This window comes from Acidovorax sp. K2F (genome assembly GCF_025246485.1).
Lineage (GTDB): Bacteria > Pseudomonadota > Gammaproteobacteria > Burkholderiales > Burkholderiaceae_C > Acidovorax > Acidovorax delafieldii.
The window spans coordinates 1-24,486 of the sequence record NZ_JAOBSQ010000012.1 but is presented as its reverse complement, the minus strand read 5'-3'; the positions used below and the strand labels follow the sequence as shown (position 1 = coordinate 24,486).

The window sequence follows — 24,486 nt, the reverse complement described above, 5'->3', positions numbered from 1 at the left end:
GGTCATTAATTATTTTCTGGGCCCATTATCAGAAATAACCTTGGGCGTAATAAAAACCAGCATTTCACGTTTAGTGGATTCTTTTGTTCTGTTTTTAAAAAGATTGCCCACAACAGGAACATCTCCAAGCAATGGAATTTTATTTTCTTGATTAGTCTCTTCCATTTCAAAAATACCGCCAATAACAACCGTTCCGCCGTTCTCGATCAGAATTTGTGTTTTTACATGCTTCGTATCGATAGCAACGCCCTGAGTCGTGGTTTCACCTCGGCTGTCTTTATTAACATCCAAGTCCAAGATGATGTTTCCTTCGGGGGTAATCTGGGGGGTGACCTCCAACTTCAGCACTGCCTTCTTGAAAGCCAGCGTAGTAGCCCCATTGGGAGCAGTAACCGCATATGGATACTCGGTACCTTGCTCAATCAATGCCTTGGTTTGGTCTGCGGTGATGATACGGGGACTAGATACTATCCGCCCCTTTCCGTCCGCTTCCATAGCAGAAAGCTCCAAGGTAAGGAAACGGTTAGCGGCAGAATTGAATATAGAAAGTGCAAAGCTCCCGACACTGCTAACATTGGAAAGGCTTGCAGGAAGGTTTACAAAATTACCACTTGTGCTAGTTGTTCCGCCTGCACCGCTAGATGCTACTGCGTTGTTATAAGAAGTGCCAAAGGCAACCCTGTTATTCCCGCCCAGTCCGTATCCGCCATCGCCTCCTCTATTAGCGCGCAGATCTGTAGCCCCTAATCTAACGCCTAATGACCGCCCAAAGGTATCACGCGCCTCTACTATGCGGGCTTCGATCAGAACTTGACGAACTGCAACATCCAAGCTAGCTAATAGTAACCGCACCTCCTCGAGCTTACTTGGCGTGTCCGTAACAAATAATTGATTTGTTCTTGGCTCTGAAATTGCACTTCCACGTTCAGACAGAAACCGGGTAGCCGATGCGCCACTAGATGCACCCGCCGTAGTGGTGAGTTGCGCAACAATGTTTGCCGCTTTCGCATAATTGAGTTGAAACGCTTGAGTCTTCAACGGTTCCAACTTCTGGATCGCCTGGGCAGCTTCGAAATCCTTCTTAGTACGCGCATCAATTTCATCTTTTGGTGCAATCCAAAGAACTGACCCAGTCTTTCGCATGCCCAATCCCTTTGCGTCCATGATAATTTGCAGCGCTTGATCCCATGGGACATCCTTTAACCGTAATGTCAAAGCACCAGTCACGGTATCAGAGGTAACTATATTAAAATTCGTGAAATCAGCAATTACCTGAAGTAAAGACCTCACTTCGATATTTTGAAAATTCAATGACAACTTTTCCCCGGAAAAACCAGGCCCTTGCGTCAGCTTAGTTATATCCACCTTTTTCTGCCGAATTTCCACGACAAACTGGTTATCGCTTTGGTACGCACTGTGCTCCCACTCGCCGCTCGACTCTATGAGCATACGGACACGCTCACCCGACTGACTTGAGGTAATAGATTGCACCGGTGTTCCAAAATCCGTAACATCCATTTTCCGACGCAATCCTTCAGGCAAAGAGGAACGCATAAATTGGACTACAATACCCTTGGCTTGCTGCTGGAGATCAACTCCCACTTGGCTACTGGGCAAATTTACAATTACCCTACCAGCACCATCCGAGCCCCGACGAAAATCCACATCTTTCAGTGGCAGTACATCATTATTCAGACTTTCTGAAAAAGCTATAGCCTGACTGGATAGGCCACCTGCCACAGACGCGGAATCAAGCAAAAGAAATATCGCACTACCTTGAACATCTACTTTGTAAGATGTAGGCACCTTCAAATTGAGCACAATGCGTGACCGATCTCCAGCCTGTACGATATTAACCGATTTTAAATTATTCAAATTAATATCATAAGCCGACCTTCCAGAGCTATTATCAACACCCTGGAAGTCTAACGCGATGCGTGCAGGAGACTGTGTCGCAAACCCCGTGGGCGAAGACGATATTGGCTCGGAAAAGTCAATTCGCAACGTCTCAACACCAGCTTGGACGCTAGCGGAGACAGCAGTTATGCCTACCCCAGCAAACGCGCCTGCAGAGAGAAAAAGCATTGAAACGCCTAAAGCAATGCTACGGCAATAATCAAGTAATGTGCCACTATTTTGTTTCATTTTTTACCCTCTTGCAGATCAAGCGACGCTGAGCGCTCTATCCAGTCCCCAGTTGCATCCTGCGCTATCTCACGCAGTTGAATTAGGCTCTCTGTAATTCGAGTCACTTTTCCGTAATTCTGCCCCAAATAGTTTCCGACTTTAACCTGGTAGATCAAGTTATCGACCTTGATAAGCGCTGTCTGGGTACCAGATTTGTTTAAACTTCCCACCATAACCATAGAATCTAGTGGAAAAGCCTCCAGAGGCTCTTTGCGACGAGCCATTTCCGGCGCGATTAATGCGACATTTGAGGCTACTTGACTGGAGTCACGCTTAAGCGCCAGGGTCAACTTAGCCTGATTGAATGGCTCTATTGCACCCTCCTGACTATATGCTTCCGGAACAAATTTCTTTGGTTCGGTTAATGGTTGCACACTCGGTTTTGTATTAGCGCGTTGTTCAGCCATCCAAACTCTCAACTCCTCTTCCCCTGATGGCCCACATCCGACAACGATAAACGAGCTTCCTATGAGAAATGAAACAGCCAGAGTCCGCATCACTTCACCCCCCCTGCTCTCTTTTGAGCCTGCACTTCCTCAGGATCCAAGTACCTGAATGTGCGCGCTGTTGCGTCCATTGTTAATCCATCCCGAGGGCCGGGAGTGATTGATATGTTATTTAGCGTAACGATGCGAGATAAATGCGCAACATCTGAAGCGAAGGCCCCAATGTCATGGTATTTACCAGTAACTCGGATGGCAATTGGTAGCTCTGCATAATAATCTTTAGCCACGACCTGCCCCGGCCTAAATAGTTCGAACTGCAAACTTCTACCCAGCCCAGCTTGATTAATGTCAGATAGAAGCGCAGCCATTTCGGCTTTACTGGGAAGTTGCTTCTCTAATTGAATGACATATTGCTGAATTTGCTCTCGCTGCTTTTTTAACGCATCAAGACTCACTGCCTTAACGAGCTTCTTCTGATAATCACTCCTCAAAGAGGATTCTTTATTACGCTCTTCATTTAATTGTGCTTCGTAGTCTTGCAAAAATGTAAACCACAATACCGCAGCGACAGCACTCGCTATAAATACACAAAGAATAATCTTGGGAAGCACCGGCCAAAGTGAAGGGTCTTTGGTATCCAGATTTTTAAACTGCCGTTGCACCGCGTCCAACCGCTCTGCGACGCTAACGGTCTTTTCTTTCACTTTCGCCATCTTATTTACCCCCGGGCGAAGAAGCGGCGACATTCGCAGCAGCTATGGATTTCTGCGCATCAGTTGCTCGAACCAACTGAAATTTCAAGTTGAAAGCCGAAACCCGACGTTGATCTCTTTGACTCAAAGCGACAGTACTAGCAGTAATCTCCGTCAACTCAGGCTTCGCCAGCCACGGGGTATTACTCGCCAAATTGCGTAGAAGCTCTGAGACTCTCTCGTTCGATTGAGCCATGCCTTGCATAGTAATCGTTTGCCCAGCTTGCCTAATCGCCGTCACATATACCCCATCAGGCAATTGCTTTACTAGCTCAGTTAGCAAATGGACTGGTAGGTTTCGATCGGATTGAAGATCTTCTACAGCCTTCTGACGGGCTCGTAATGAGGCAATTTCATCTTCGATAGACGCAATTTCCTTAATTTGTCCTTCTAGGACTTTGATCTCCTTCTGAAGAAAATTATTCCTGCTCTGCTGATCTGTAATCATCATCTGGAACCACCAATAAATAGCCCCAGCAATAACCAACCCCAACAGCAGCGATGCAAACATCGTCGCCTGGAATGCCTCCTTGCGACGCTTGCGCGCCTCCTCACGATGAGGTAACAAATTGATAAGAATCACTGCAGAAACCTCCGCATAGCGAGACCGCAAGAGGTCAGGTAAGACGGCGCTTCACGTACCATTTTTTTCAGTCGCACGGAACTTCCGATTTCCATACCGTCAAATGGATTGACAGCGCTGCACGCAAAACCCGTTTGTTGAGTGACTGCTTCCGTCAGCCCAGGCAACGGGGCAGAACCACCAGCCAACATGATGTGGTCTACACGGTTGTGCGGCGTACTGGTAAAGAAAAATTGCAAGGCCCTGCCGATTTCTTGAGCCATGCTGTCAACAAAGGGACGAAGCACTGCGGATTGATAGTCTTCGGGCAAATCACCGCTACGCTTTTTGCTTTCGGCTTCCTCTACCGAAAAGCCGTACTGGCGCACAATCAGTTGGGTCAACTGGGCGCCGCCGAAGGCTTGGTCGCGGTCATACAGAACCTCTTCGTTCCGAATCACCTGCATACTGGTCGTCAAGGCTCCCACCTCGAAAAGCGCCACCATCGCATCGACGCCTTTATTCGGCAGCGCTTCAATGAGACGCCCCGCAGCCAGTCGTGATGCATGGGATTCAATATCGACCACCACGGGCTTTAACCCGGCGGCCTCCGCCAAGCCTTGTCGGTCCTGGACTTTTTCGCGCCGAGACGCAGCAATCAGAACGTCAACGTCCCCCGGCGCGTTTTTACTCGGACCGATAACGCAGAAATCCAAGCTCACCTCGTCGAGCGAAAACGGGATGTACTGGTTGGCTTCGGATTCGACCTGAACCTCAAGCTCCTGCTCCGTCATTCCACCCGGCAGCGTAATCTTCTTGGTGATCACAGCGGAGGGGGGCAATGCCAGTGCCACGTTTTTGGTTCGAGTGCCGCTCTTCTTGACCAGTCGGCGCAGTGCGTCGGCCACTTCGTCAAATTTTTCGATGTTGCCATCGGTGATCCAGCCTCGCTCCAGCGGCTCGATCGCGCAACGCTCTAGCACCAGACTACCTGCCTTATCGCGCCCTAACTCCACCAGCTTGACACTGGAGGAGCTGATGTCGATTCCCAGCAGCGGAGCAGACTGGCGATTGAACAAAGACCCCATTGAGATCAAGATTGGTCCCCTGTAACTTGCCAAAATGAGGCAACAAAACTTAACACTTCACATGAATGCTATCAGTAAGATAGTTCTCCGGCAAAGATTTTTCCCCCTGTAACGCCCGAAGAGCGTTGCCAAAAGCAGACGAAATTTCAGAGCAGTGCAATACCGCTTGGCTACTACGGGAAGCCTTTCAGCGACACCTTGCCAAGTACGAAATCGGATTTCCAGCCCCAGCGGCGGACATTTTTATAATGGGTGGTCTTACCCCATCGGAGCGATATGCCGCCCTCCCCCTCGAAGTCCTCCGACAAGTCGGACTCCTCTCCTGCTCGCACCCGTCCCAGTTGGCTTCGCTGGTTGATTCGCATCGCTCTATGGATCACTGGACTGGCGGCGGCCGCGGCCGTGGGCTTGGCGCTCACAATCGCAGTGGCTCTGTCGGTGGCCTACCCCAACCTGCCTGACATCTCTGACTTGGCGGACTACCGCCCCAAATTGCCGCTGCGGGTGTACTCCGCTGAAGGGGCCTTATTGGGCGAGTTTGGCGAAGAGCGTCGCAACCTCACGCCCATCGACGAGATTCCACAGGTTATGAAAGACGCAGTGCTGGCGATCGAAGACTCTCGCTTCTTCCAGCACGGCGGTGTGGACTACAAAGGCGTGCTGCGTGCGGGCCTCGCCAATCTGGGCCGTGTGAAAAGCCAGGGCGCCTCGACGATCACCATGCAGGTTGCGCGAAATGTTTATCTGTCCTCAGAAAAAACATTTACTCGCAAAATTTACGAAATCTTACTGACTTTCAAATTGGAGCATTTGCTGACCAAGGATCAGATTCTTGAGATTTACATGAATCAGATTTTCCTTGGCAATCGTGCGTATGGATTTGCGGCAGCCTCCGAGGCTTATTTTGGAAAACCGCTGAAATCCGTTTCCATTGCTGAAGCAGCAATGCTTGCGGGCTTGCCCAAGGCACCATCTGCCTACAACCCCATCAGCAATCCCAAACGTGCCCGCGCTCGACAGCAGTACATCATCGAACGGATGGAAGAGAACGGCTTCATCACTGCGCAACAAGCAGAGCAAGCCAAGAAGGAAGAGTTGAAAATCCGTACGGGGCCCGACAACACGCGCATCCACGCGGAATACGTTGCCGAAATGACCCGCCAGCTAATCTTCGCCCAGTACGGCAATGAGGCCTACACACGCGGCCTCAACGTGTACACCACCCTCAATGCAGCGGAGCAAGAGGCCGCCTATGTAGCCCTGCGGCGCGGGATCATGGACTACGAGCGGCGCCAGCAGTACCGGGGACCAGAGAAGTTCGTTGCGTTGCCCACAGCAGCCCAGGAAGTGGAGGACGCCATTGATGACGCCCTTGCCAACCACCCCGACAACGGAGACGTACTCTCCGCTGTGGTGCTGGAAGCATCCACCAAACGCATCCTGGCCGCACGAGCCAATGGCGACTCACTGGAGATCACCGGCGATGGACTCAAACCAGCGCAGTCGGGGCTCAGCGACAAGGCGCCGCCCAATATCAAGATCCGGCGCGGCGCCGTCATCCGAGTGGTCAAGACACCAAAGGGCGCATGGGAGATTACACAGCTGCCCGAAGTGGAAGGGGCTTTTGTAGCCCTTGACCCCCGCAATGGCTCCATCCGGGCATTGGTAGGTGGATTCGACTTTGACAAGAACAAGTTCAACCATGCAGCGCAGGCATGGCGCCAGCCTGGTTCGAGCTTCAAGCCGTTCATCTATTCAGCAGCGCTCGAAAAGGGCTTCACGCCTGCCACCGTGATCAACGATGCTCCGCTGTTCTTTGATGCGGGTATCACCGGCGGTCAGCCTTGGGAACCCAAGAACTACGACGGCAAGTACGACGGCCCCATGAGTATGCGCACGGGCTTGGCGAAGTCCAAAAACATGATCTCCATCCGGATCCTGCAAGCCGTGGGACCCAAAACCGCGCAGGAATGGGTGGGACGATTTGGATTCGACCCAGAAAAGCACCCGGCCTACCTGACCATGGCGCTGGGTGCGGGCTCGGTCACGCCCCTGCAAATGGCATCCGCTTATTCCGTGTTTGCCAACGGGGGCTACCGCGTCAATCCTTGGCTGATTGCCAAGGTGACTGACCACAAGGGGCGAGTGATTTCAGAAATCACGCCACCAGCGCTCAACGAGCAGCCCCGGGCCATCGACGCACGCAATGCCTTTGTGATGAGCAGTCTGTTGCAGGAGGTGACCCGCACCGGCACTGCAGCGCGGGCCCAGGCCACTCTCAAGCGCCCCGATCTTTATGGCAAAACCGGCACCACCAACGATTCGGTGGACGCGTGGTTCGCAGGGTTCCAGCCCACCATTGCGGCTGTCACTTGGATTGGATATGACACGCCACGCAATCTGGGCAGCCGGGAAACCGGTGGCGGGCTCAGCCTGCCCGTATGGATCAGCTTCATGGAGCGTGCGCTGAAGGGCGTGCCAGTGATGGAGCCTACAGTGCCACCCGGTGTCGTGAATGTGGGCGGTGAGTGGTTCTACGAGGAGTACGCACGCAATGCGGGTGTTTCGAGCGTGGGGGTGGACGACCGGTCCGCGTCTCCCGCAGTAGCGCCCCAAGCACCTCCGCCTTCTGAAGAGCGCAGCCGCATCCTGGACTTGTTCCGAAACTGAGCGCCGCATAATCCGCAGCGCCCCTCCTCAACTGGGCGGGCGTGGAGTAAGTTACGGGGCAAACTGCAGCGACATCCCGGACTGTTGCGAGGCATCGCGCGTGAGGCATGCAAAAAATTCTCCGGCGCCCTTGGTGTCCTGCCAATGGCTACCATCAAAACGATAGTGATAGCCGCCAGACCGGGCGGCCATCCACACCTCGTGCAGCGGTTTTTGCAGGTTGATCACGATCTGGCTGCGGTTGGGAAAGGTCAAGGTCACCATGCCCCCCGAGCGCTGGCTGTCCACATCGGCATCCGAGGTGTCATTGATGCGATCACAACTGCGTTCGACGGCAAGCAGCAGTTGTTCGGCGTGGTCCATGAATTCGAGGTCGGTCATTACAATTTGCGCATGTTGAAAGCTCCCCAAATTCTAGTCAGGACGCTTGTCCTTGCTGCCAGTGCGGCAGCCCTCTTCGGCTGCGGTCAGCGGGGGCCGTTGTATCTGCCCACCGGCCCTGCGGCAAGCCAGCGTGCCACGCTACCGCAAACCCTCACCCCGGGCAACGACGCCAGCAGTGCGCCAACGCCCGCTGCCACCGCCTCCCAGCCACGCTGACGCACCCAGCCGCCTGCGCAGGATCGCCAGGCAATGCGGTTTCGCTTGATTTCCATCAAGCACAAACTCTAGGCGTACTCGTACAGTCTGCGCTTTATTGCACCGCAGGATGGCCATGGCCCTGGAACTCTACCGCGACAAAAATCATGCTTGCCTGATGTTCACCGACCTCATTGAGGAGGATGGACAGGCCGTGCAGGCCAATCAGTTCTTGATCGTGGACGACGACACCGGAGCCATCATCGACCCGGGCGGTAATCTCGCGTTCAACGAGCTGTTCATGGGGATGACCAAACATTTCCCGCCCCACAAGCTGTCGTACCTGATCGCTTCGCACGCAGACCCAGACATCATCGCATCGCTGGACCGCTGGATGACCAGCACCAAGGCCAACCTGGTGATCTCGCGCGTCTGGGAGCGCTTTGCGCCGCACTTCACCAAGGTGGGCAAGACAGAAAACCGGGTGATCGGTGTGCCGGATGGCGGCGGCCACCTGCCCCTGGGACGCAATGAGCTGGTGCTGCTACCCGCGCACTTCATGCACTCCGAAGGCAACTTCCACTTCTACGATCCGGTCAGCCGCATCCTGTTCACGGGCGACCTGGGGGTGTCCATGATGTCGGGGGCCGAGGCCCGTGTCCCGGTGACCGACCTCAAGGCGCACATCCCGCGCATGGAGGGCTTCCACCGCCGCTACATGGTGTCCAACAAGATCCTGCGCCTGTGGGCACGCATGGCCCGGCAGCTCGACATTGCCATGCTGGTGCCGCAGCACGGCGCTCCCATCATGGGCAAGGAAGCCATCAACGACTTCTTTGAATGGATCGAGAACCTGATGTGTGGCATTGACCTGTTCGATGACCGCGCCTACCAGATTCCCACCGGGTACATCGACCCAGTGACCCGGCAAATGCGCCCAGCGCTGCGGGCAGTCAACGGGTAAAAATCAGCCAAATCGGCTGCTGGCGCATTGAAAATATGCGCTGACAGCTATCAATTTGGTAGTAATCAACCTCAAGACGGTCCTGCGGCTGTCCGTCTTGCCGCAGCACCTGCCGGTGCAGCCGACCGCTTTTGCAGTCGGTGCCAAAGCCTCCACCCCAGCAGCGCGCCGAGGATGGCGGCATAGATGGCCACTTCACCAAAATTGTTCTTGCCTGCACGCATCCAGAAGAAGTGCAGCACCGCCAGCCCGGCCACCGCATAGACGGTGCGGTGCAGAGCCTGCCAGCGTTTGCCGCCCAGGGCCTTGATCGCGCGGTTGGACGACGTCGCAGCCAACAGGGCCAGCAACACCAGGGCCAATGTGCCCACCAAGATGAATGGCCGCTTGGCAATGTCGTGCAGGATGTCCGGGATGTCGAAACCCATGTCGAACCAGCTGTAGCTCAGCAAGTGCAGCACGCCGTAAAAGAACACAAACAAACCCAGCATGCGCCGAAACCGCGCCAGTTGCGGGGTGGCGGTGATGACACGCAGCGGAGTGACGGCCAGCACCAGGCAAAGCGCCCGCAGCGTCCAGTCACCAGTGGCGCGGATCAACGCCTCTGCAGGGTTGGCGCCCAGCTGGTTCGCCACCGTGGCATAGACCAGCCATGCCAGCGGCAACAGGCACAACACAAACACCACCGGCTTGGCGGCGGGGTGGAGCAATAGTTTTCGCATCGCGATTCAAGAACCACCGTGGCCTCGCACACCGCCCAGGACGGTAACGAGGCCCAGGCGATCAGTAGAACTTCTTGAGGTCCATGCCCGCGTAGAGCTGGCCAACCTGGGCTTCGTAGCCGTTGAACATCAGCGTCTTGCGCTTCTTGGCAAACAAGCCGTCTTCGCCAATGCGTCGCTCGGTCGCCTGGCTCCAGCGGGGGTGGTCCACATTGGGGTTCACGTTGGAATAGAACCCGTACTCCTGCTGGGCCGCCTTGTTCCAAGCGGTGCCTGGTTCCTTTTCGACAAAGCGGATCTTCACAATGCTCTTGGCGCTCTTGAAGCCGTACTTCCATGGCACCACCAGACGCACCGGTGCACCGTTCTGGTTGGGCAGCACCTCGCCGTACATGCCAAAGGCCAGCAAGGTCAGCGGGTGCATGGCTTCGTCCATGCGCAGGCCTTCCACATAAGGCCAGTCCAGCACGCGCGAGCCGACGAATGGCATGGTGGCCTTGTCGGCCAGGGTCACGAACTCGACGTACTTGGCGCTGCCCTGGGGCTCCACCCGCTTGATCAGCTCGGCCAGCGAGTACCCCACCCACGGGATGACCATGGACCAGCCTTCCACGCACCGCAAGCGGTAGATGCGTTCTTCCTGCGCGCTGAGCTTGATCAGGTCTTCAATGCCGTATTTGCCGGGCTTCTTGACCAGGCCCTCGACCTCCACAGTCCACGGACTGGTCTTGAGGGTGTGCGCATTGCGGGCGGGGTCGGCCTTGTCGGTGCCAAATTCGTAGAAGTTGTTGTAGGTGCTCGCGTCCTTGTAGTCCGTGAGCTTCTCCATGGAAACCGCACCTGCCACCGCCGACTTGGCGCCCGCCAGAGGCGCCAGCTTGCCGGGACGCGTGACTGCCACCTGCTGCGCCAGGGCCTCACGGCCCGCCCAGGCCGCCATTGCCGCACCTGCGGCGCCACCCGCCATCAGCTTGAGCATCTGGCGGCGGTCTTCATAGACCGAGCGGGGGGTGATTTCGGAGGAATGTGGGTGGTGAAAACCCGAATCGCGCGAGGGGATCAGCATGGTGGCTCCGGTCATGTGGGGTGAGACAGCTGCAGCGGTAGAGCAGAACAACTGTTAGTTCGTTCCCTGGACCGCTCAGGTTACACCGAAGACGCAATAGTTGTTGCGCGCCACCGAATGCCCGACATGCCTGCCGCGCCTGCCAACCATCTCGCGGGGAGTCGTTAGCAGGCCTTGAATCATCACAGCGTGCCGTAGCTGTGCAGGCCGCTCAGGAACATATTGACGCCCAGGAACGCGAACGTTGTCACCGCTAGGCCAACCAGCGCCCACCAGGCGGACACGGTACCGCGCAAGCCCTTCATGAGCCGCATGTGCAGCCACGCCGCGTAGTTGAGCCAGACGATCAGCGCCCAGGTCTCCTTCGGATCCCAGCTCCAGTAGCCGCCCCAAGCCTCGGCGGCCCACAGCGCGCCGAGCACCGTGGCGATGGTGAAGAACGCAAAGCCCACCGCAATGGACTTGTACATCACGTCATCCAGAATCTCGAACGAGGGCAGACGCGCCGCGATGCGCTTGCGCCCCAGCAGGATGCCCGCAACGATCAGCGCAGAAATGCCGAAGTACACCATCCAGTAGCTGCCGCCATTCTCCGTCGCCCCCTGGCGGAACACGATGGGCTCGAAACACAGCACCACGCCCAGCAGCCACAGCGGCGCCAGCTTGTACCAACGGGTTTCGGTGGCCTGCTGCTTGATAAGGTAGGCAAACGCCACCATGGCCGACAGCGCAAACGTGCCGTAACCGATGAAGTTGGCGGGCACATGCAGCTTCATCCACCAGCTCTTGAGCGCAGGGACCAGCGGCTGGATCTCATGCGCCTCGCGCACCACGGTGTACCAGAGCAGGAAGCCCACCGCCGCGCTCACAACCAGCATCACGAAGCCGCCCAGGGCGCGCGTGTCGTACTGCTCTTCGTAGTACAGGTAGAACGCTGCTGTCATCCAGCAGAACAGCACGAACACTTCGTAGAGGTTGCTCACCGGGATGTGGCCGATGTCCGGGCCGATCAGGTAACTTTCGTACCAGCGCACCAGGGTGCCAATGAGCGCCATGGCCACCGCCACCCACGCAATGCGCGAGCCCAGCATGCTCATTGTCTTGCCTTCGCCACGTGCAAACATCCCCACCCAGTAAAACGCCGTGCTGATGAAAAACAGCATGCTCATCCACAGGATGGCCGACTGGCTGGACAGGAAATACTTGAGGCCGAACACCGTGTCGGCCCGCGCCAGGCTGCCTGCCCCATCTTGCTGGTACAGGCCAATGGCCATGAGCGCCACGGCCGCCACCACCAGCATCAGAACGCGCAGCGGGCGCCAGAACCAGCCCAGCCAGATGGTGCTCGGAATGGCGCCCAGCAAAATGCCTTTTTCGTAGACATCCATGAAGGCCCCGTAGCGCTGCAGCGCATACAACGCCCCCACGGCCACGATGGCGGCAAACAGCCAGTCAAACCAGTTGCGGCGAGCGAAGAACCCCTCGTTCAGGGTGATCGTGGTGACGGTCGAGGAAGAAGTCGCGGTATTCATGCGGTGCCTTCGCGGGGCGATGCCCCGATCAGTTTCTGTGCGAGCTGGACAAACTCCTGGTCGCCATCCATGGTCTTGCGGTTGGTGGACAGGGCCATGGTGGCGTGGGTGCGGCCATCCTGCGGCGCCACCCAGACCCACACGCGCCGCTCGCGCACGTAGAGCATGGCAAAAACGCCCAGGATCAGCAAGGCGCAGCCCAGATAGACAACATTCTTGCCAGGGGCTCGCGCCACCTGGAACACGCTGGCCTGGACCTGGGTGAAGTCCGTGAGTTCAAACGCCAGGGGTGCAGGGTAGATCTGCGCATCGCTGAGCGAGAGCACGGCCTGCGTCATGAAACCCCGGGTCTGCTCGTCCTGCGGCAATGGCGGAAGCCCCTCGCGCTGGCGCGACAGCTGGGCCAGCTCGAACAACGTGCCATTCAGAATGCGCACCAGGACCTCGCCTGCGCGCGCGCGCTCGGCCTCGGGCACATTGGCTTCCATGAAGTCCGACACGGCCTGCAGCCCGCCCGTGGGCTTGCCATCGACCATGCCCCGCCCCGCAAAAAGCGCCAGCGCACGCACGGCCGACTGCTGCAATTGCTCGGCCAGCTCCGGGCGCGAGGCATCCATGGCCTGCGACACGTAGCGGCGCACCGCCTGCTCCCGGGCTTGCGGATCGGCCAGGGCAGCTTTCATGCGCATGAAGCCATCCATGCTGCCCTTGTCGTCGGCTGGCACCCGCAGGTAGCGGAAGGGCTCTGCAGGAGACTCGCGCACACCGAGCAGGAACACCGGCACGCCGTCGCCCGTGTCCACCGGCAGCATGTAGTTGTGGAACTCGCGGGCCTGGCCAGCCGCATCACGCAGCTTGTAGCTCACGCTGGGGCCCACATTGCGCAGTTCTTTTTTGGTGACGGTCTTGTTGGCTGCCCCCAGGCGCGACTCCACCGATTCGCGCAGGTCCACCTTGCGCACGTCTGCACCGCTGGCGCCAGGACCGGCCCCACCAAAATTCTCGACGTTGATGGTACGCAGCGCCGTGAACTCCAGCGTCAGCGTGTCGCTACCGGAGCCGCCGCCCTTGTTGGTGAGCTGGGTGGAGTTGCCCACCACACCCTCGACGTCGAATGCCTTGGCGCCCGCCACCATGGGCACGGCACGCAGCTTGAGGTGCGAGCCGCCGTCGTCAAAACTCGACTGATAGATCTCGATGCCCTTGTAGCTGGCCGGGTGGTTCACCTCGACGCGCGCGGGTGTCTTCTCGCCCGTGGCCTTGTCGTGAATGATGATCTCGCTGGCGAACAGCTTGGGCATGCCGGTGGAGTAGTGCTCCACGATGAACTTCTTGAGCTCGATCGCAAACGGCAGGTCCTGCAGCAACACGCCGTCGGACTGGCTCAGGATGGCGGTGCTCGACTGTGTGCCCTCGGCCACGAGCAGGTTGCCCCGGAAGGTGGGGTTGCGCTCGGACAGTCGGTGCTCGGGCTTCACATCGGCGATCAGCCCGCCCCCGGTGTAGACCGACTTGCCGCCCAGCAGCATCTGCGCACGCACGATGAGGTCGCCATCCAGCAGGCCGCCCACACACACCAGCACGATGGCGCTGTGCGCTGCGATGTAGCCAATCTTGTTGGCGGCCCCCGCCTTGGCCGCCACCATCCAGCCGGTGCCTGGACCTGCGGCTGTGTCGCGCTGCTGCAGGCGCACCTTCCACCCGCCACCTGCCAGAAGTGTGCCAATGCGGCGTGCCTCGGCCTCGGCCGATTCGGGCAGATCGGCCTGTGCCTTGTGGTGGAACGCCTTGAGGCTCTGCTCGCGGATGTTTTCCTTGTAGGCCTTGAGGTCCACCAGGATCTTGGGCGTGTTGCGGGCAATGCACAGCGAGGTGCTGATCACCAGGAACGCCAGGATCAGCAGAAACCACCAGGCGCTGTACACCGCGTTGAGCTGGATGGCGCCGAACAACTCGGCCCAGAACGGACCGAACTGGTTGACGTAGTTGGCCGCCGGTTCGTGCTGCTTGAGCACCGTGCCGATGACCGAGGCGATGCAGATCACCGTCAGCAGCGAGATGGCAAAGCGCATGGAAGACAGCAGCTCGACCCCGGCGCGCAGGGCCTGGGAGCCGGACTTCATGCGAAGGCCCTGGGTGTTGTCGGACATGGGTGGGAGCGGTGTCTGCGAAGCGCGAAAGAAAAAGGGCGGGACCATCGCTGCGATGGACCCGCCCTTTTTGGGGTTGTTATTGGCGGTAGGTTCCGTGCCGCCCGGTCAATCAGGCCGGGTCATGACAAATATCAAGCAATCAATCAGCGCAGGCCGGCGATGTAGTCCGCCACGGCCTTGATTTCCTTGTCATTGAGCTTGGCAGCCACCTGGGTCATCTGGATGCTGTTGGCACGCGAGCCGTCGCGGAACATGTTCAGCTGAGACACCGTGTAGTCGGCGTGCTGGCCCGACAGGCGGGGGTATTGCGCAGGGATGCCAGCGCCATTGGGGCTGTGGCAGCCAGCGCAAGCAGCGATCTGGCGGTCGGCAATGCCGCCACGGTAGATGCGTTCACCCATGGCCACCAGGTCCTTGTCCTTGGCAAAGCCTGCCTTGGCAGGCTTGGACGTGAGCCAGTAGGCGATGTTGCGCATGTCGTCATCCGACAAGGCCGTGGCAAAGCCCTTCATGATGGCGTTGTTGCGCTTGCCGGACTTGAATTCCTGCAGTTGCTTGACCAGGTATTCGGGGTGTTGCTGCGACAGCTTGGGGTTGGCCGCGATGGCCGAGTTGCCGTCTGCGCCGTGGCAGGCCGCACACACCGCAGTGAAGCTGGCCTCGCCCTTGACGAGATCCGGCTTGGCCGCTTTGGGTGCATCACCCGCTGCAAAGGCCGAAAAAACAGGTGCTGCCAGTGCGGCAGCCGTCAGCAATGAGGCGAGCAACTTCATATCGAGGGTGTGTGTTTATGTGCGCAAAACCTCGCGATTCTACAATGATGGTTCTTTCTCTCCCAACTCCCCATGACGACACCCCCCTCTGCGCCAGTTGCTGGCTCTCTCCCGCCCGCACCTGACGCCAAAATCGCCATGGGCTGGATGCACACCGCCAGGTTCCTGACCACCGCGGCGCAACTGCACCACCTGCCGCCCATCGACGTGCCCGAAATCGCTTTCGTGGGCCGTTCCAACGCGGGCAAATCCACCTGCATCAACACCCTCACCCAGCAAAAGCAGCTGGCATTTGCCTCCAAGAAGCCGGGGCGTACCCAGCACATCAATTTGTTCTCGCTGGGCAAACAAGGGGTGATGGACGCCGTGCTGGCCGACCTGCCCGGCTATGGGTATGCCGCCGTATCGCGCTCGGACAAGGTGCGCTGGCAGCAGGTGATGGTGAATTACCTGGTCAGCCGCCCCGGCCTCACGGGCATCGTGCTGTTGTGCGACCCCCGCCTGGGCCTGACCGAGCTGGACGAGGCGCTACTCGAAGTGGTGCGCCCCCGGGTCGAGGAAGGCCTCAAGTTCCTCATCGTGCTGACCAAGGCCGACAAGCTCACGCGCGCCGAACAGGCCAAGGTGCTGTCGATTACGCGACTGCACGCGGGTGGCGGCGAGGTGAAGATGTTCTCGGCCCTCAAAAAGCAAGGGGTGGATGAAGTGGCCCAGCTGCTGTGGCAGTGGGCGCACCCGGTGAAGCCCCTCGCCGAAGAGCCCCCTGCGGCTGCTGACAGCGTCAGTCCCACCCAGCCGTCATCCACCGGCGAATCCGAGTCCAACTAGCTGCAAGCGCAATCGTTTCATGCGCTGGCAGCTACAGAATGCATAGCACCATGATCCACGATTGCCTTGTTGACCTCCCCCACGGAATCACCCTGCACTGCCGAGTGAGCGGCATCCCCGGGCGCCCGGTGCTGTTGTTCCTGCACGGATTCCCCGAAGGGGCCTTCATCTGGGATGAACTGCTGCTGCACTTTGCCCGCCCCGAGAACGGCGGCTACCGCTGCGTGGCGCCCTACCTGCGAGGGTTTGGCCCGTCCAGCAGCCCGCAGGCGGTGGATGCGTACCGCGCCAAGCACCTGGTGCAGGACTTGGTCGCGCTGATCGCCCACGAATGCCCCGGCAGTGCGCTGGAATGCCTGGTAGCCCATGACTGGGGCGGCGCCGTGGCATGGAACCTGGCCAACCAGCAGCCACAGCTGATGAAGCGCCTGGCCATCATCAACTCGCCCCACCCCGGCGCCTTTGTGCGCGAGCTGTCGCACAACGCCGCCCAGCAGGCGGGCAGCCAGTACATGCATTTTTTGTGCAGGCCCGATGCCGAGGCCCTGCTGGCCGAAGACGACTTCCGCCGCCTGTTCGCCTTTTTCAACGCCCCGGACGGCAGCGCCCCCGTATGGCTGACCGGCGAGGTGCGCGCCCAGTACCGGGCCTTGTGGCAGCAGGGCCTGCAGGGTGCCTGCAACTACTACCGCGCCAGCCCCATCCGCCCGCCGCGCGAGGGCGACCCCGGCGCCCAGGCCATCACCCTGCCCGAGTCGATGTTGACGGTGGATGTGCCCACGCTGGTGCTCTGGGGCATGGACGACCCCGCCCTGCTGCCCGGCTTGCTGGACGGCCTGCCCGGCTGGATCCCCCGGCTGCAGGTGCAGCAGGTGGAGCAGGCATCGCACTGGATCGTGCACGAGCACCCCGAGCGCGTGGCCATGGAACTGCAGCGATTTTTGCTATCTAAACGATAGCTATCGGCGCATGATGCACTAGCGCCTCAGGCCATTTTTGCTGATACTCCAGCGGGAATACACGGAGGGCTCGCCCTCCGGGCGGGTCTTGAAGCGCTTGTGCACCCAGTAGTACTGCTCGGGCATGGTGTCGATCACGGCCTGCAGCTCGCGGTTCATACGGGCCGTGTCGGCCTCAGCGTTGTCGGTGGGGTAGTTGGCCCAAGCGGGCGAAACCTCGGCCACGTACCCGGTGGGCGTCATGCGCGAATACACACCCACCACCTTGGCACGGCCCAGCCGTGCAAACCGCGACAGCGACGGAATGGTGGCTGCCGTCACGCCATAGAACGGCACAAACACCGAATCATTGCGGCCGTAGTCCATGTCGGGCAGCAGGTACAGCAAGCCACCCTTGCGCAGGTTGGCGATAATGGGTTTGACGCCGTCCGAACGGTTGAGCATGCGCACATCGCCAAAACGCTGGCGCCCGGCCATGAACCAGGCATCCACCGCCGGATCAGGGTGGGTGGCAAAGATGGACGTGAACGCACGGCCGCTGCGCAGCGGCAAGGCCAGGCCACCCGCGTCCATGCCGTAGAAATGCGGCGCAAACAAGATGGTGGGCGTGTCGCCCTCCAGCTCGTGTACCGCGCCCGTCAGGCGCACACGCTGCTCCACCACCGAACGCGGCGCGGCCCACAGCCAGCTGCGGTCCAGCCAGGTCTGGCAGAACGCGACAAAACTGGCCCGCGCCACGGCGCGACGGCGCGCTTCGGTCCAGTCAGGAAAACACAGCGCCAGATTGCGCAACGCCACCCTGCGGCGTGGCGCCACCAGCACAAATGCCACCTGCCCCAGCAGCCAGCCCATGCCGCGCAACACCGGCAGCGGCAGCAGCGCCAGCACCCGCATGAACCCCACGCCCAACCGCCCTGTGAGGCCCTTCATGCGGCGCCCCCTGCGGCAGGCTCCGCCGCAGCAGCCTCGCCGCGCGGCTGCTTGTAGCGGCCGTAGCCCCACAGGTACTGCTCGGGGCATTGGCGGATGAGATGTTCCATGGCTTGGTTGATTTGCAGCACGGCCTGGTCCATGTCGGCGGACAGCGGCGCGGAAAGTGGCTCGAAATGCGTGACATAGCCACGCCCCCAGGACAGGCGCTCGCAACGCGCCAGCACCACGGTCGCGCCGGTCTGTTGCGCCAGGCGCACGGCCAGGGTCATGGTGTAGGCGTCGCGCCCAAAAAAAGGTGCCCACTGGCCCTGCCCCTCGGGCGGCACCTGGTCAGGCAGCAGCCCCACGGCCTCGCCCCGGCGCAGGGCCTTGATCATCTGGCGCACGCCCGCCAGCGTGGTAGGCACGGCCAGCATGCCGGGGCGGTTGCGTGCGGTCTCCATCACCTTGGCCAGCCAGGCCTGGCGTGCCGGGCGGTACAACACCGTGATGGGGCCACGCTCCGCGCTCCAGCGGCGTGCAGCGGCCTGTGCCGACAGTTCAAAACACCCCTGGTGCGGGGTCAGAAAAACAATACCGCGACCGGCTGCATAGGCCTGCTCCACACAGGCTTCGCCCGTGAGTGCGCAGGGCATGGTCGCGCCCATCCAAAGGCGTGGCAGCTCGGCCACCATGCGGCCCGCATGGGCCACGGCGGCGCGCACATCGCCAAACGTATAGCCCGCCAGCGCCGAGTTGGAGAGAAACCGGCGCCGGTAGGTAGGAGACGCCACAAACGCCACCCAGCCCATGGCCGCGCCCATGATGTGCAGCAACCACAGTGGAAATACGGAAAAGAATCGGAAGACGACTGGCATTAAAATGGATGGGTCGCTGAGTTAAATGAGCAACTTGCAGGGCGACGTTAAAAAAATCTGCTAAAGCGTTCGCCAGATCTCCTTCGGGGTGAGGGCAACGCCCCAAATGCCGGAACACAGGAGTTTATTCAAATGGCGAACGACTTTCTCTTTACCTCGGAATCCGTCTCCGAAGGCCACCCCGACAAGGTGGCCGACCAGATCTCGGACGCGATTCTCGATGCAATCTTCAAGCAAGACCCCCGCAGCCGCGTCGCCGCTGAAACGCTGACCAACACCGGCCTCGTGGTGCTGGCGGGCGAGATCACCACCAACGCGCATGTGGACTACATCCAGGTGGCGCGCGACACCATCAAGCGCATCGGCTACGACAACACCGACTACGGCATCGACTACAAGGGCTGCGCCGTGCTCGTGGCCTATGACAAGCAGTCCAACGACATCGCCCAGGGCGTGGACCATGCGTCCGACGACCATCTGAACACCGGCGCTGGCGACCAGGGCCTGATGTTCGGCTACGCCTGCGACGAAACGCCCGAGCTGATGCCCGCCCCAATCTACTACGCGCACCGCCTCGTGGAGCGCCAGGCCCAGTTGCGCAAGGACGGCCGCCTGCCCTTCCTGCGCCCTGACGCCAAGTCACAAGTGACGATGCGCTATGTGGACGGCAAGCCCCACAGCATCGACACCGTGGTGCTCTCCACCCAGCACCACCCCGACCAGAGCGAAACGCAAACCAAGATGAAGGCCTCGTTCACCGAAGCCATCATTGAAGAGATCATCAAGCCTGTGTTGCCCAAGGAATGGCTGCAGAACACCCGCTACCTGATCAACCCCACGGGCCGCTTCGTCATTGGCGGCCCGCAAGGCGACTGCGGCCTGACGGGCCGCAAGATCATCGTGGACACCTACGGTGGTGCCTGCCCCCACGGCGGCGGCGCATTCAGCGGCAAGGATCCAACAAAGGTGGACCGCTCGGCCGCCTACGCCGCCCGCTACGTGGCCAAGAACATCGTGGCCGCCGGCCTGGCGCGACAGTGCCAGATCCAGGTGGCCTACGCCATTGGCGTGGCCGAGCCGATGAACATCACCGTCTACACCGAAGGCACCGGCGTGGTGTCGGACGAGCGCTTGGCCGCCCTGGTCCGCGAGCACTTCGACCTGCGCCCCAAGGGCATCATCCAGATGCTGGACCTGCTGCGCCCCATCTACGAAAAGACGGCAGCCTACGGCCACTTCGGCCGCGAAGAACCCGAGTTCAGCTGGGAGAAGACCGATAAAGCTGCTGCGCTTCGCGCTGCAGCGGGGCTGTAAAGCCCGCCGCGCGAATAGCGCGGTATCGGCCTTCGGGCGAAGTTCATATCGCGCAAGCGATGTGAACGCAGGCCAAGGTACGGACAAGGCTGCTGCACTGCGTGCGGCAGCAGGGCTGTAAGCCCTCCGCGCAGCAGCGCGGCTTTCCGTACGTGGACGAAGCTCATATCGCGCCAGCGATGTGAGCGCAGGCCAAAAGACCATCAGGACCGCTCCCCCAAGCCGCAACGCCCCGCGTTGCGGCTTTTCTTTTGGCGCTTCACCACCCGCCCGCCAGCGGCGCTCTCCTACACCCGCCGCCCGCTTGCACTGACGGCGCACGCCACAGGCCGCCGGTATCGTTCCTGCACACCCTTTCGCAGCCCCGCGCTGCCTCAACATCCACCGCAAGGAGCGACCACCATGCTGAAGTACGCCATCATTTTTGCCCTGATCTCCCTCGTGGCAGGGGCACTGGGTTTCAGCGGTGTGGCCGCGGGTGCAGCGGGCATTGCCAAGGTGCTGTTTGTGCTGTTCCTGGTGGTTGCCGTGGTGTTTGTGGTGCTGGCGGCCATCGGGGTGGGCGCCGCGCGCAAGGTGCTCAAGTAGTCCTGCACACCTTCGTCACTGCAACACAGCACACAGCCCACCATGACCGATACGACCACCATTTTTGAAGCCCTGCGCGAGAGCCACGAGCGCCAGCGCGCGCTGTACGGCGCACTGACCGACACCAGCGGCGACACGCCCGAGCGGCGTGACCTGTTCGATCAACTCAAGAAGGAACTCGCCGCCCACGCCCAGGCCGAGGACCGCCACTTCTATGTGCCGCTGATGGCACACGACGCAGGCATTGATCTGTCGCGCCACGCCATTTCAGAACACCACCAGATCGACGAACTGGTGGAGTCACTGGAAGCGACCGAGCCATCGAGCCCTGCCTGGTTGCCGCTGGCCAAGAAGCTGGCCGAGAAGGTGGAACACCACCTGAAGGAAGAGGAGCACCGCTTCTTCCAGATGGCGGGCAAACTGCTGACGGAGAAGCAGAAAACCGCGCTGGCGGCAGACTACCGGGCGGACTATGAGGACGCCAAGGCCGCTACGGCCTGAAACCACGCAACAACGCGAATCAGGCGGCGTCTTCGGCCTGGATCACGCAGTTGCGGCCGCTGGACTTGGCCTTGTACAACGCTGTGTCCGCGCGCTTGATGAGCGCATGGCTGTCTTCCTTGTGGTCCCAGGTGGCCACGCCAAAGCTGGCACTGACATGGCCCACGGCGTCGAATGGCACGCCTGCAATGCGCGCGCGCACGGCCTCCGCCATCGCCATGGCAGCGTCCACCGGGGTTTCCTTGAGCAGGATGATGAACTCCTCGCCTCCAAAACGCGCAGCGCAGTCGGACGACCGCAGCAACTCGCGCACACGCAGCGCGGTGCTCTTGAGCACCACATCGCCAGAGTCATGCCCAAAGGTATCGTTGATGCGTTTGAAAAAGTCGATGTCGAACATCACCACCGACAGACTCCCCTTCTTGATGCGGGTGTCGGCCATCTCAGTCTCCAGCCTCTCAAAAAAGCGCCGGCGGTTGACCAGGTCCGTCAGGAAGTCCTTGGTCGCCAAGTCTTCCAGCTTGCGGTTGAGCCGTGCCATGGGCTCGATCACCAGCGACGACAGCGACAGGTTGAGGCCCACGAACAGCAGCACAAAGCTGCCCACCAGCGCCATCATCACCGTGTTGAAGGTCTGACGCGCCTTCTCCAGCGGGAAATACATGGGCACCTTCACCACCTGGATGCCGACCGTTTCGTTCATGCCCCAGCCAAAGCCGTTCTTGTCGCCATAGACCTTGAGCATGGTGGGTGGGGCCGCGGCGGGCGTGCTGTGGCAGGCCATGCACTGCGGCTGCTTGATGGTGATGGGCCGTGCCACATACATGGCACGGTGCATGCCCTCGCCCACCTCGCCGGTTACCTCCTTCTTGAGGTCGGCACGGCCTTCGCGAAAGTCGCTGATGATGCGCTCTTCCCACTCGTTGGCACGGTCGCGCAGGTTGGTCGGGTTGAGCACCGCCTCCTTGTATTCGTAACCGGGGAACCTGTTCTGCAGCCGGCGCAGGGTCTCCGTGGCGGCATAGGCGGGCACGGTCTGGGGCAGGAATTTTTCGGCCAGCGTCACGTCCAGGTGGGGCTTGACCAGCTCGGTGGTGTAGTCGCGGATGGCCATAGCGGCGTGCATCATGATCTGCGAGTTGTGCTGCACCTCCTCGATGGCAGACTGCTGAAGGAAGCGGTGCACATAGGCGCCCGCGCCAAGCACCGCCAGCAGCAGCACGCCCGCCAGCACCAGATTGAATTTGAGCCGCAACGACATGGATCTCCCTCGGTGGCCCGCGCACGGCGGGCCTGTTATTGGAGGTGCGGACACGCCATATCGGGCGCAGTCCCCCAGGTTCACACAGGTGGGCTTGCACGCCGCATCTCGGGACCACAGCACGAAAAGGACGGATTCGCGCTACAGAAACTTTGCGCACAGCGTGCAAGCGGCGCATTGTCGCCACGTTTGTGCGGCCCGGTCCATCTCTTTTTTGCGACGCTGCCCTGCGACCCCGCCCCATGCACGGCATGAACCGCCGGGTCGCACAATAGCGACTTCAGAGGCAGGAGGCAGCGCCGCCCATCTGCCGCCGCCAGGGCGCCCTGCCACGATCGTCCCCCCACCCACGACACTGGCTGGCGGTAAAATCACTACAAAAAAGATAGCTGCCAGCATATATACATCTAGCGCATACAGCCCCATTGCTTGCTCGACCTGCTCCAACGCCGCCCCAATGCCCCGGTCAGCCCCTGGCAAGCGACGGCCACCGCGAGGACATGGGCGGCCCCCAAGCCCGCAACGCGAAGGGCCCTGAAGCGCACCACCAGCCGGAGACACATGGTCGACACCGCCATCTACATCGGACGTTTTGAGCCCGTCCACAGCGGCCACATGGCGCTATTGCAACGTGCACTGGACAGCGCCCCGCAGGTCATCGTGGTGATCGGCTCGGCGTGGCAGGCACGCTCGCCCAAGAACCCTTTCACCTGGCAAGAGCGCGAAGCCATGCTGCGCGCTGCCCTGGCCCCCGCAGACAGCGCCCGGGTGCAGGTGCTGCCCATGCGCGACTACTACAACGAAGCCGTGTGGGTGCAGGCGGTGCGCAGGGCCGTGGCGCGCCTCACCGCCCCGGGCGCAAGCATCGGCCTGGTGGGCCACTTCAAGGATGCGACCAGCGGCTACCTCAGCGCCTTTCCAGGCTGGCAGCTCATTCACATAGAACGCCAGGGCCGCATCGACGCCACCGCCATCCGGGACGCGTACTTTGGCGCCACGCCCGCCACCGCACGCGCCGCCGTGGCGCCGCTGGCCGCAGAGATTCCTGAGAGCACCATCGCTACGCTGGAGCACTTTGCGCAGACCCCACACTACCCCGCGCTGCAGGAGGAGTGGCGCATGCTGCGTGGTTACCGCCAGGACTGGTCTGCCGCACCCTACCCGCCGGTGTTCGTGACGGTGGACGCCGTGCTGCGCTGCCAGGACCATGTGCTGCTGATCCGCCGCGCGCACGCACCCGGCAAGGGCCAACTGGCTGTGCCCGGCGGCTTCATCGAGCAGCGAGAAACCGTGTGGCAGTCCTGCCTGCGCGAACTGGTGGAAGAAACCCACTGCGACCTGCCCGAGGCCCGCATGCGAGCCGCACTGCAGTCAGTGGCCGTGTTCGACCACCCCGACCGCAGCCAGCGCGGTCGCACCATCACGCATGCACACTACTTTGACCTGGGCGATGCGCCCTTCCCGGTGGTGCAGGCCGATGACGATGCCGCGCTGGTGCAGTGGACCCGCATCGACCAGCTGGCAGGCCTGGAAGAGGAGTTCTTTGAAGACCACTTCCACATGCTGGACCACTTTCTGGGTCTGACGAAGCTGGACTGATCCGTTCCACCCGCTTTTTGCATCCAAACGGGTGCCAGCGCTACGGAATCATGCCTCTGTCGCTATATTTTATATAGCACTAGGTGCCAGCCCGCTCCAGCATGGCGTGCAGCAGCACGTTGCACCCGGCCTCGATGTGCTCGGGTTTCGCG

The 24,486-nt window shown here is 60.2% G+C and carries 23 protein-coding genes; 9 read left to right on the top strand and 14 right to left on the bottom strand.

The window, feature by feature from the left end; translation table 11 throughout:
• Positions 1–9 precede the first annotated feature (9 nt).
• Genes pilQ through N4G42_RS04830 form a run of 5 tightly spaced genes read right to left on the bottom strand, consistent with a single transcriptional unit; the run spans position 10 to position 5,044 of the window.
• Complete coding sequence (gene pilQ / locus N4G42_RS04850) at positions 10–2,145, bottom strand: type IV pilus secretin PilQ (RefSeq protein ID WP_409557796.1); 2,136 nt, start codon at positions 2,143–2,145, stop codon at positions 10–12.
• Positions 2,142–2,684 carry a pilus assembly protein PilP gene (locus tag N4G42_RS04845; RefSeq protein ID WP_260666426.1) on the bottom strand — a complete coding sequence of 181 codons (543 nt, stop codon included), beginning with the start codon at positions 2,682–2,684 and terminating at the stop codon, positions 2,142–2,144. Before N4G42_RS04845 ends, pilQ begins: the two co-directional genes overlap by 4 nt.
• Positions 2,684–3,346: a type 4a pilus biogenesis protein PilO gene (locus tag N4G42_RS04840; RefSeq protein WP_260666375.1), complete on the bottom strand. Its 663-nt coding sequence runs from the start codon at positions 3,344–3,346 to the stop codon at positions 2,684–2,686. Before N4G42_RS04840 ends, N4G42_RS04845 begins: the two co-directional genes overlap by 1 nt.
• Position 3,347: 1 nt before the next feature.
• Entirely contained in the window at positions 3,348–3,968 is a 621-nt protein-coding gene (locus tag N4G42_RS04835; protein WP_260666374.1) for a PilN domain-containing protein, read from the bottom strand.
• Positions 3,965–5,044 (bottom strand): pilus assembly protein PilM, encoded by a 1,080-nt coding sequence (locus tag N4G42_RS04830; protein WP_015012658.1) that lies wholly within the window; start codon positions 5,042–5,044, stop codon positions 3,965–3,967. The genes N4G42_RS04835 and N4G42_RS04830 overlap by 4 nt, the downstream gene beginning before the upstream one ends.
• Before the next feature lie 267 nt (positions 5,045–5,311).
• Between N4G42_RS04830 and N4G42_RS04825 the strand changes: the two genes are divergently transcribed.
• The gene (locus N4G42_RS04825) at positions 5,312–7,705 is read left to right on the top strand and encodes a penicillin-binding protein 1A (protein ID WP_260666373.1); all 2,394 of its coding nucleotides are present in this window, start codon (positions 5,312–5,314) and stop codon (positions 7,703–7,705) included.
• A 51-nt stretch (positions 7,706–7,756) separates the two neighbouring features.
• Here N4G42_RS04825 and cyaY read toward each other — a convergent pair whose 3' ends face one another.
• Positions 7,757–8,086 (bottom strand): iron donor protein CyaY, encoded by a 330-nt coding sequence (gene cyaY / locus N4G42_RS04820; protein ID WP_056060182.1) that lies wholly within the window; start codon positions 8,084–8,086, stop codon positions 7,757–7,759.
• 12 nt (positions 8,087–8,098) lie between these two features.
• On the opposite strand from cyaY, the gene lptM reads away from it, so the two are divergent.
• Positions 8,099–8,305 carry an LPS translocon maturation chaperone LptM gene (gene lptM, locus N4G42_RS04815; RefSeq protein WP_082753564.1) on the top strand — a complete coding sequence of 69 codons (207 nt, stop codon included), beginning with the start codon at positions 8,099–8,101 and terminating at the stop codon, positions 8,303–8,305.
• Between the two features lie 115 nt (positions 8,306–8,420).
• A complete protein-coding gene (locus tag N4G42_RS04810) occupies positions 8,421–9,248 on the top strand; it encodes an MBL fold metallo-hydrolase (RefSeq protein WP_260666371.1) in 828 nt (275 codons plus the stop codon).
• 71 nt (positions 9,249–9,319) lie between these two features.
• Here the strand turns inward: N4G42_RS04810 and N4G42_RS04805 are convergent, their stop codons facing one another.
• The 5 genes from N4G42_RS04805 to N4G42_RS04785 form a co-directional block, all read right to left on the bottom strand.
• Entirely contained in the window at positions 9,320–9,970 is a 651-nt protein-coding gene (locus N4G42_RS04805) for a sulfite oxidase heme-binding subunit YedZ (protein ID WP_260666370.1), read from the bottom strand.
• Positions 9,971–10,031: 61 nt separating this feature from the next.
• Positions 10,032–11,036, bottom strand: a complete 1,005-nt coding sequence (gene msrP, locus N4G42_RS04800; RefSeq protein ID WP_056062014.1) for a protein-methionine-sulfoxide reductase catalytic subunit MsrP — start codon at positions 11,034–11,036, stop codon at positions 10,032–10,034.
• 182 nt (positions 11,037–11,218) lie between these two features.
• Positions 11,219–12,568, bottom strand: coding sequence for a c-type cytochrome biogenesis protein CcsB (gene ccsB, locus N4G42_RS04795; protein WP_116749008.1), 1,350 nt, complete (start codon positions 12,566–12,568; stop codon positions 11,219–11,221).
• Entirely contained in the window at positions 12,565–14,718 is a 2,154-nt protein-coding gene (locus N4G42_RS04790; RefSeq protein ID WP_260666369.1) for a cytochrome c biogenesis protein ResB, read from the bottom strand. Before N4G42_RS04790 ends, ccsB begins: the two co-directional genes overlap by 4 nt.
• 146 nt (positions 14,719–14,864) lie before the next feature.
• Positions 14,865–15,494 carry a c-type cytochrome gene (locus N4G42_RS04785; RefSeq protein ID WP_015012649.1) on the bottom strand — a complete coding sequence of 210 codons (630 nt, stop codon included), beginning with the start codon at positions 15,492–15,494 and terminating at the stop codon, positions 14,865–14,867.
• A gap of 72 nt (positions 15,495–15,566) precedes the next feature.
• On the opposite strand from N4G42_RS04785, the gene yihA reads away from it, so the two are divergent.
• Entirely contained in the window at positions 15,567–16,322 is a 756-nt protein-coding gene (gene yihA, locus N4G42_RS04780) for a ribosome biogenesis GTP-binding protein YihA/YsxC (protein ID WP_260666368.1), read from the top strand.
• Positions 16,323–16,372: 50 nt separating this feature from the next.
• Positions 16,373–17,281 (top strand): alpha/beta fold hydrolase, encoded by a 909-nt coding sequence (locus N4G42_RS04775; protein WP_260666367.1) that lies wholly within the window; start codon positions 16,373–16,375, stop codon positions 17,279–17,281.
• 18 nt (positions 17,282–17,299) lie between these two features.
• Here N4G42_RS04775 and N4G42_RS04770 read toward each other — a convergent pair whose 3' ends face one another.
• On the bottom strand, positions 17,300–18,211 hold the full coding sequence (locus N4G42_RS04770; RefSeq protein ID WP_260666366.1) for a lysophospholipid acyltransferase family protein: 912 nt from the start codon (positions 18,209–18,211) through the stop codon (positions 17,300–17,302).
• Entirely contained in the window at positions 18,208–19,071 is an 864-nt protein-coding gene (locus N4G42_RS04765) for a lysophospholipid acyltransferase family protein (RefSeq protein WP_260666365.1), read from the bottom strand. Before N4G42_RS04765 ends, N4G42_RS04770 begins: the two co-directional genes overlap by 4 nt.
• A gap of 132 nt (positions 19,072–19,203) precedes the next feature.
• Between N4G42_RS04765 and metK the strand changes: the two genes are divergently transcribed.
• From metK to N4G42_RS04750, 3 genes are all read left to right on the top strand, one after another.
• Positions 19,204–20,385 (top strand): methionine adenosyltransferase, encoded by a 1,182-nt coding sequence (gene metK / locus N4G42_RS04760; protein WP_056060126.1) that lies wholly within the window; start codon positions 19,204–19,206, stop codon positions 20,383–20,385.
• A gap of 402 nt (positions 20,386–20,787) precedes the next feature.
• Positions 20,788–20,973, top strand: a complete 186-nt coding sequence (locus tag N4G42_RS04755; protein WP_056060124.1) for a DUF1328 family protein — start codon at positions 20,788–20,790, stop codon at positions 20,971–20,973.
• 42 nt (positions 20,974–21,015) lie between these two features.
• Positions 21,016–21,474, top strand: coding sequence for a hemerythrin domain-containing protein (locus tag N4G42_RS04750; protein WP_260666364.1), 459 nt, complete (start codon positions 21,016–21,018; stop codon positions 21,472–21,474).
• 19 nt (positions 21,475–21,493) lie between these two features.
• On the opposite strand, the gene N4G42_RS04745 is transcribed toward N4G42_RS04750, so the two are convergent.
• Positions 21,494–22,735, bottom strand: coding sequence for a diguanylate cyclase (locus N4G42_RS04745; RefSeq protein ID WP_260666363.1), 1,242 nt, complete (start codon positions 22,733–22,735; stop codon positions 21,494–21,496).
• A gap of 561 nt (positions 22,736–23,296) precedes the next feature.
• Here N4G42_RS04745 and N4G42_RS04740 point away from each other — a divergent pair.
• The gene (locus tag N4G42_RS04740; protein WP_260666362.1) at positions 23,297–24,334 is read left to right on the top strand and encodes a bifunctional nicotinamide-nucleotide adenylyltransferase/Nudix hydroxylase; all 1,038 of its coding nucleotides are present in this window, start codon (positions 23,297–23,299) and stop codon (positions 24,332–24,334) included.
• Positions 24,335–24,486: the final 152 nt, after the last annotated feature.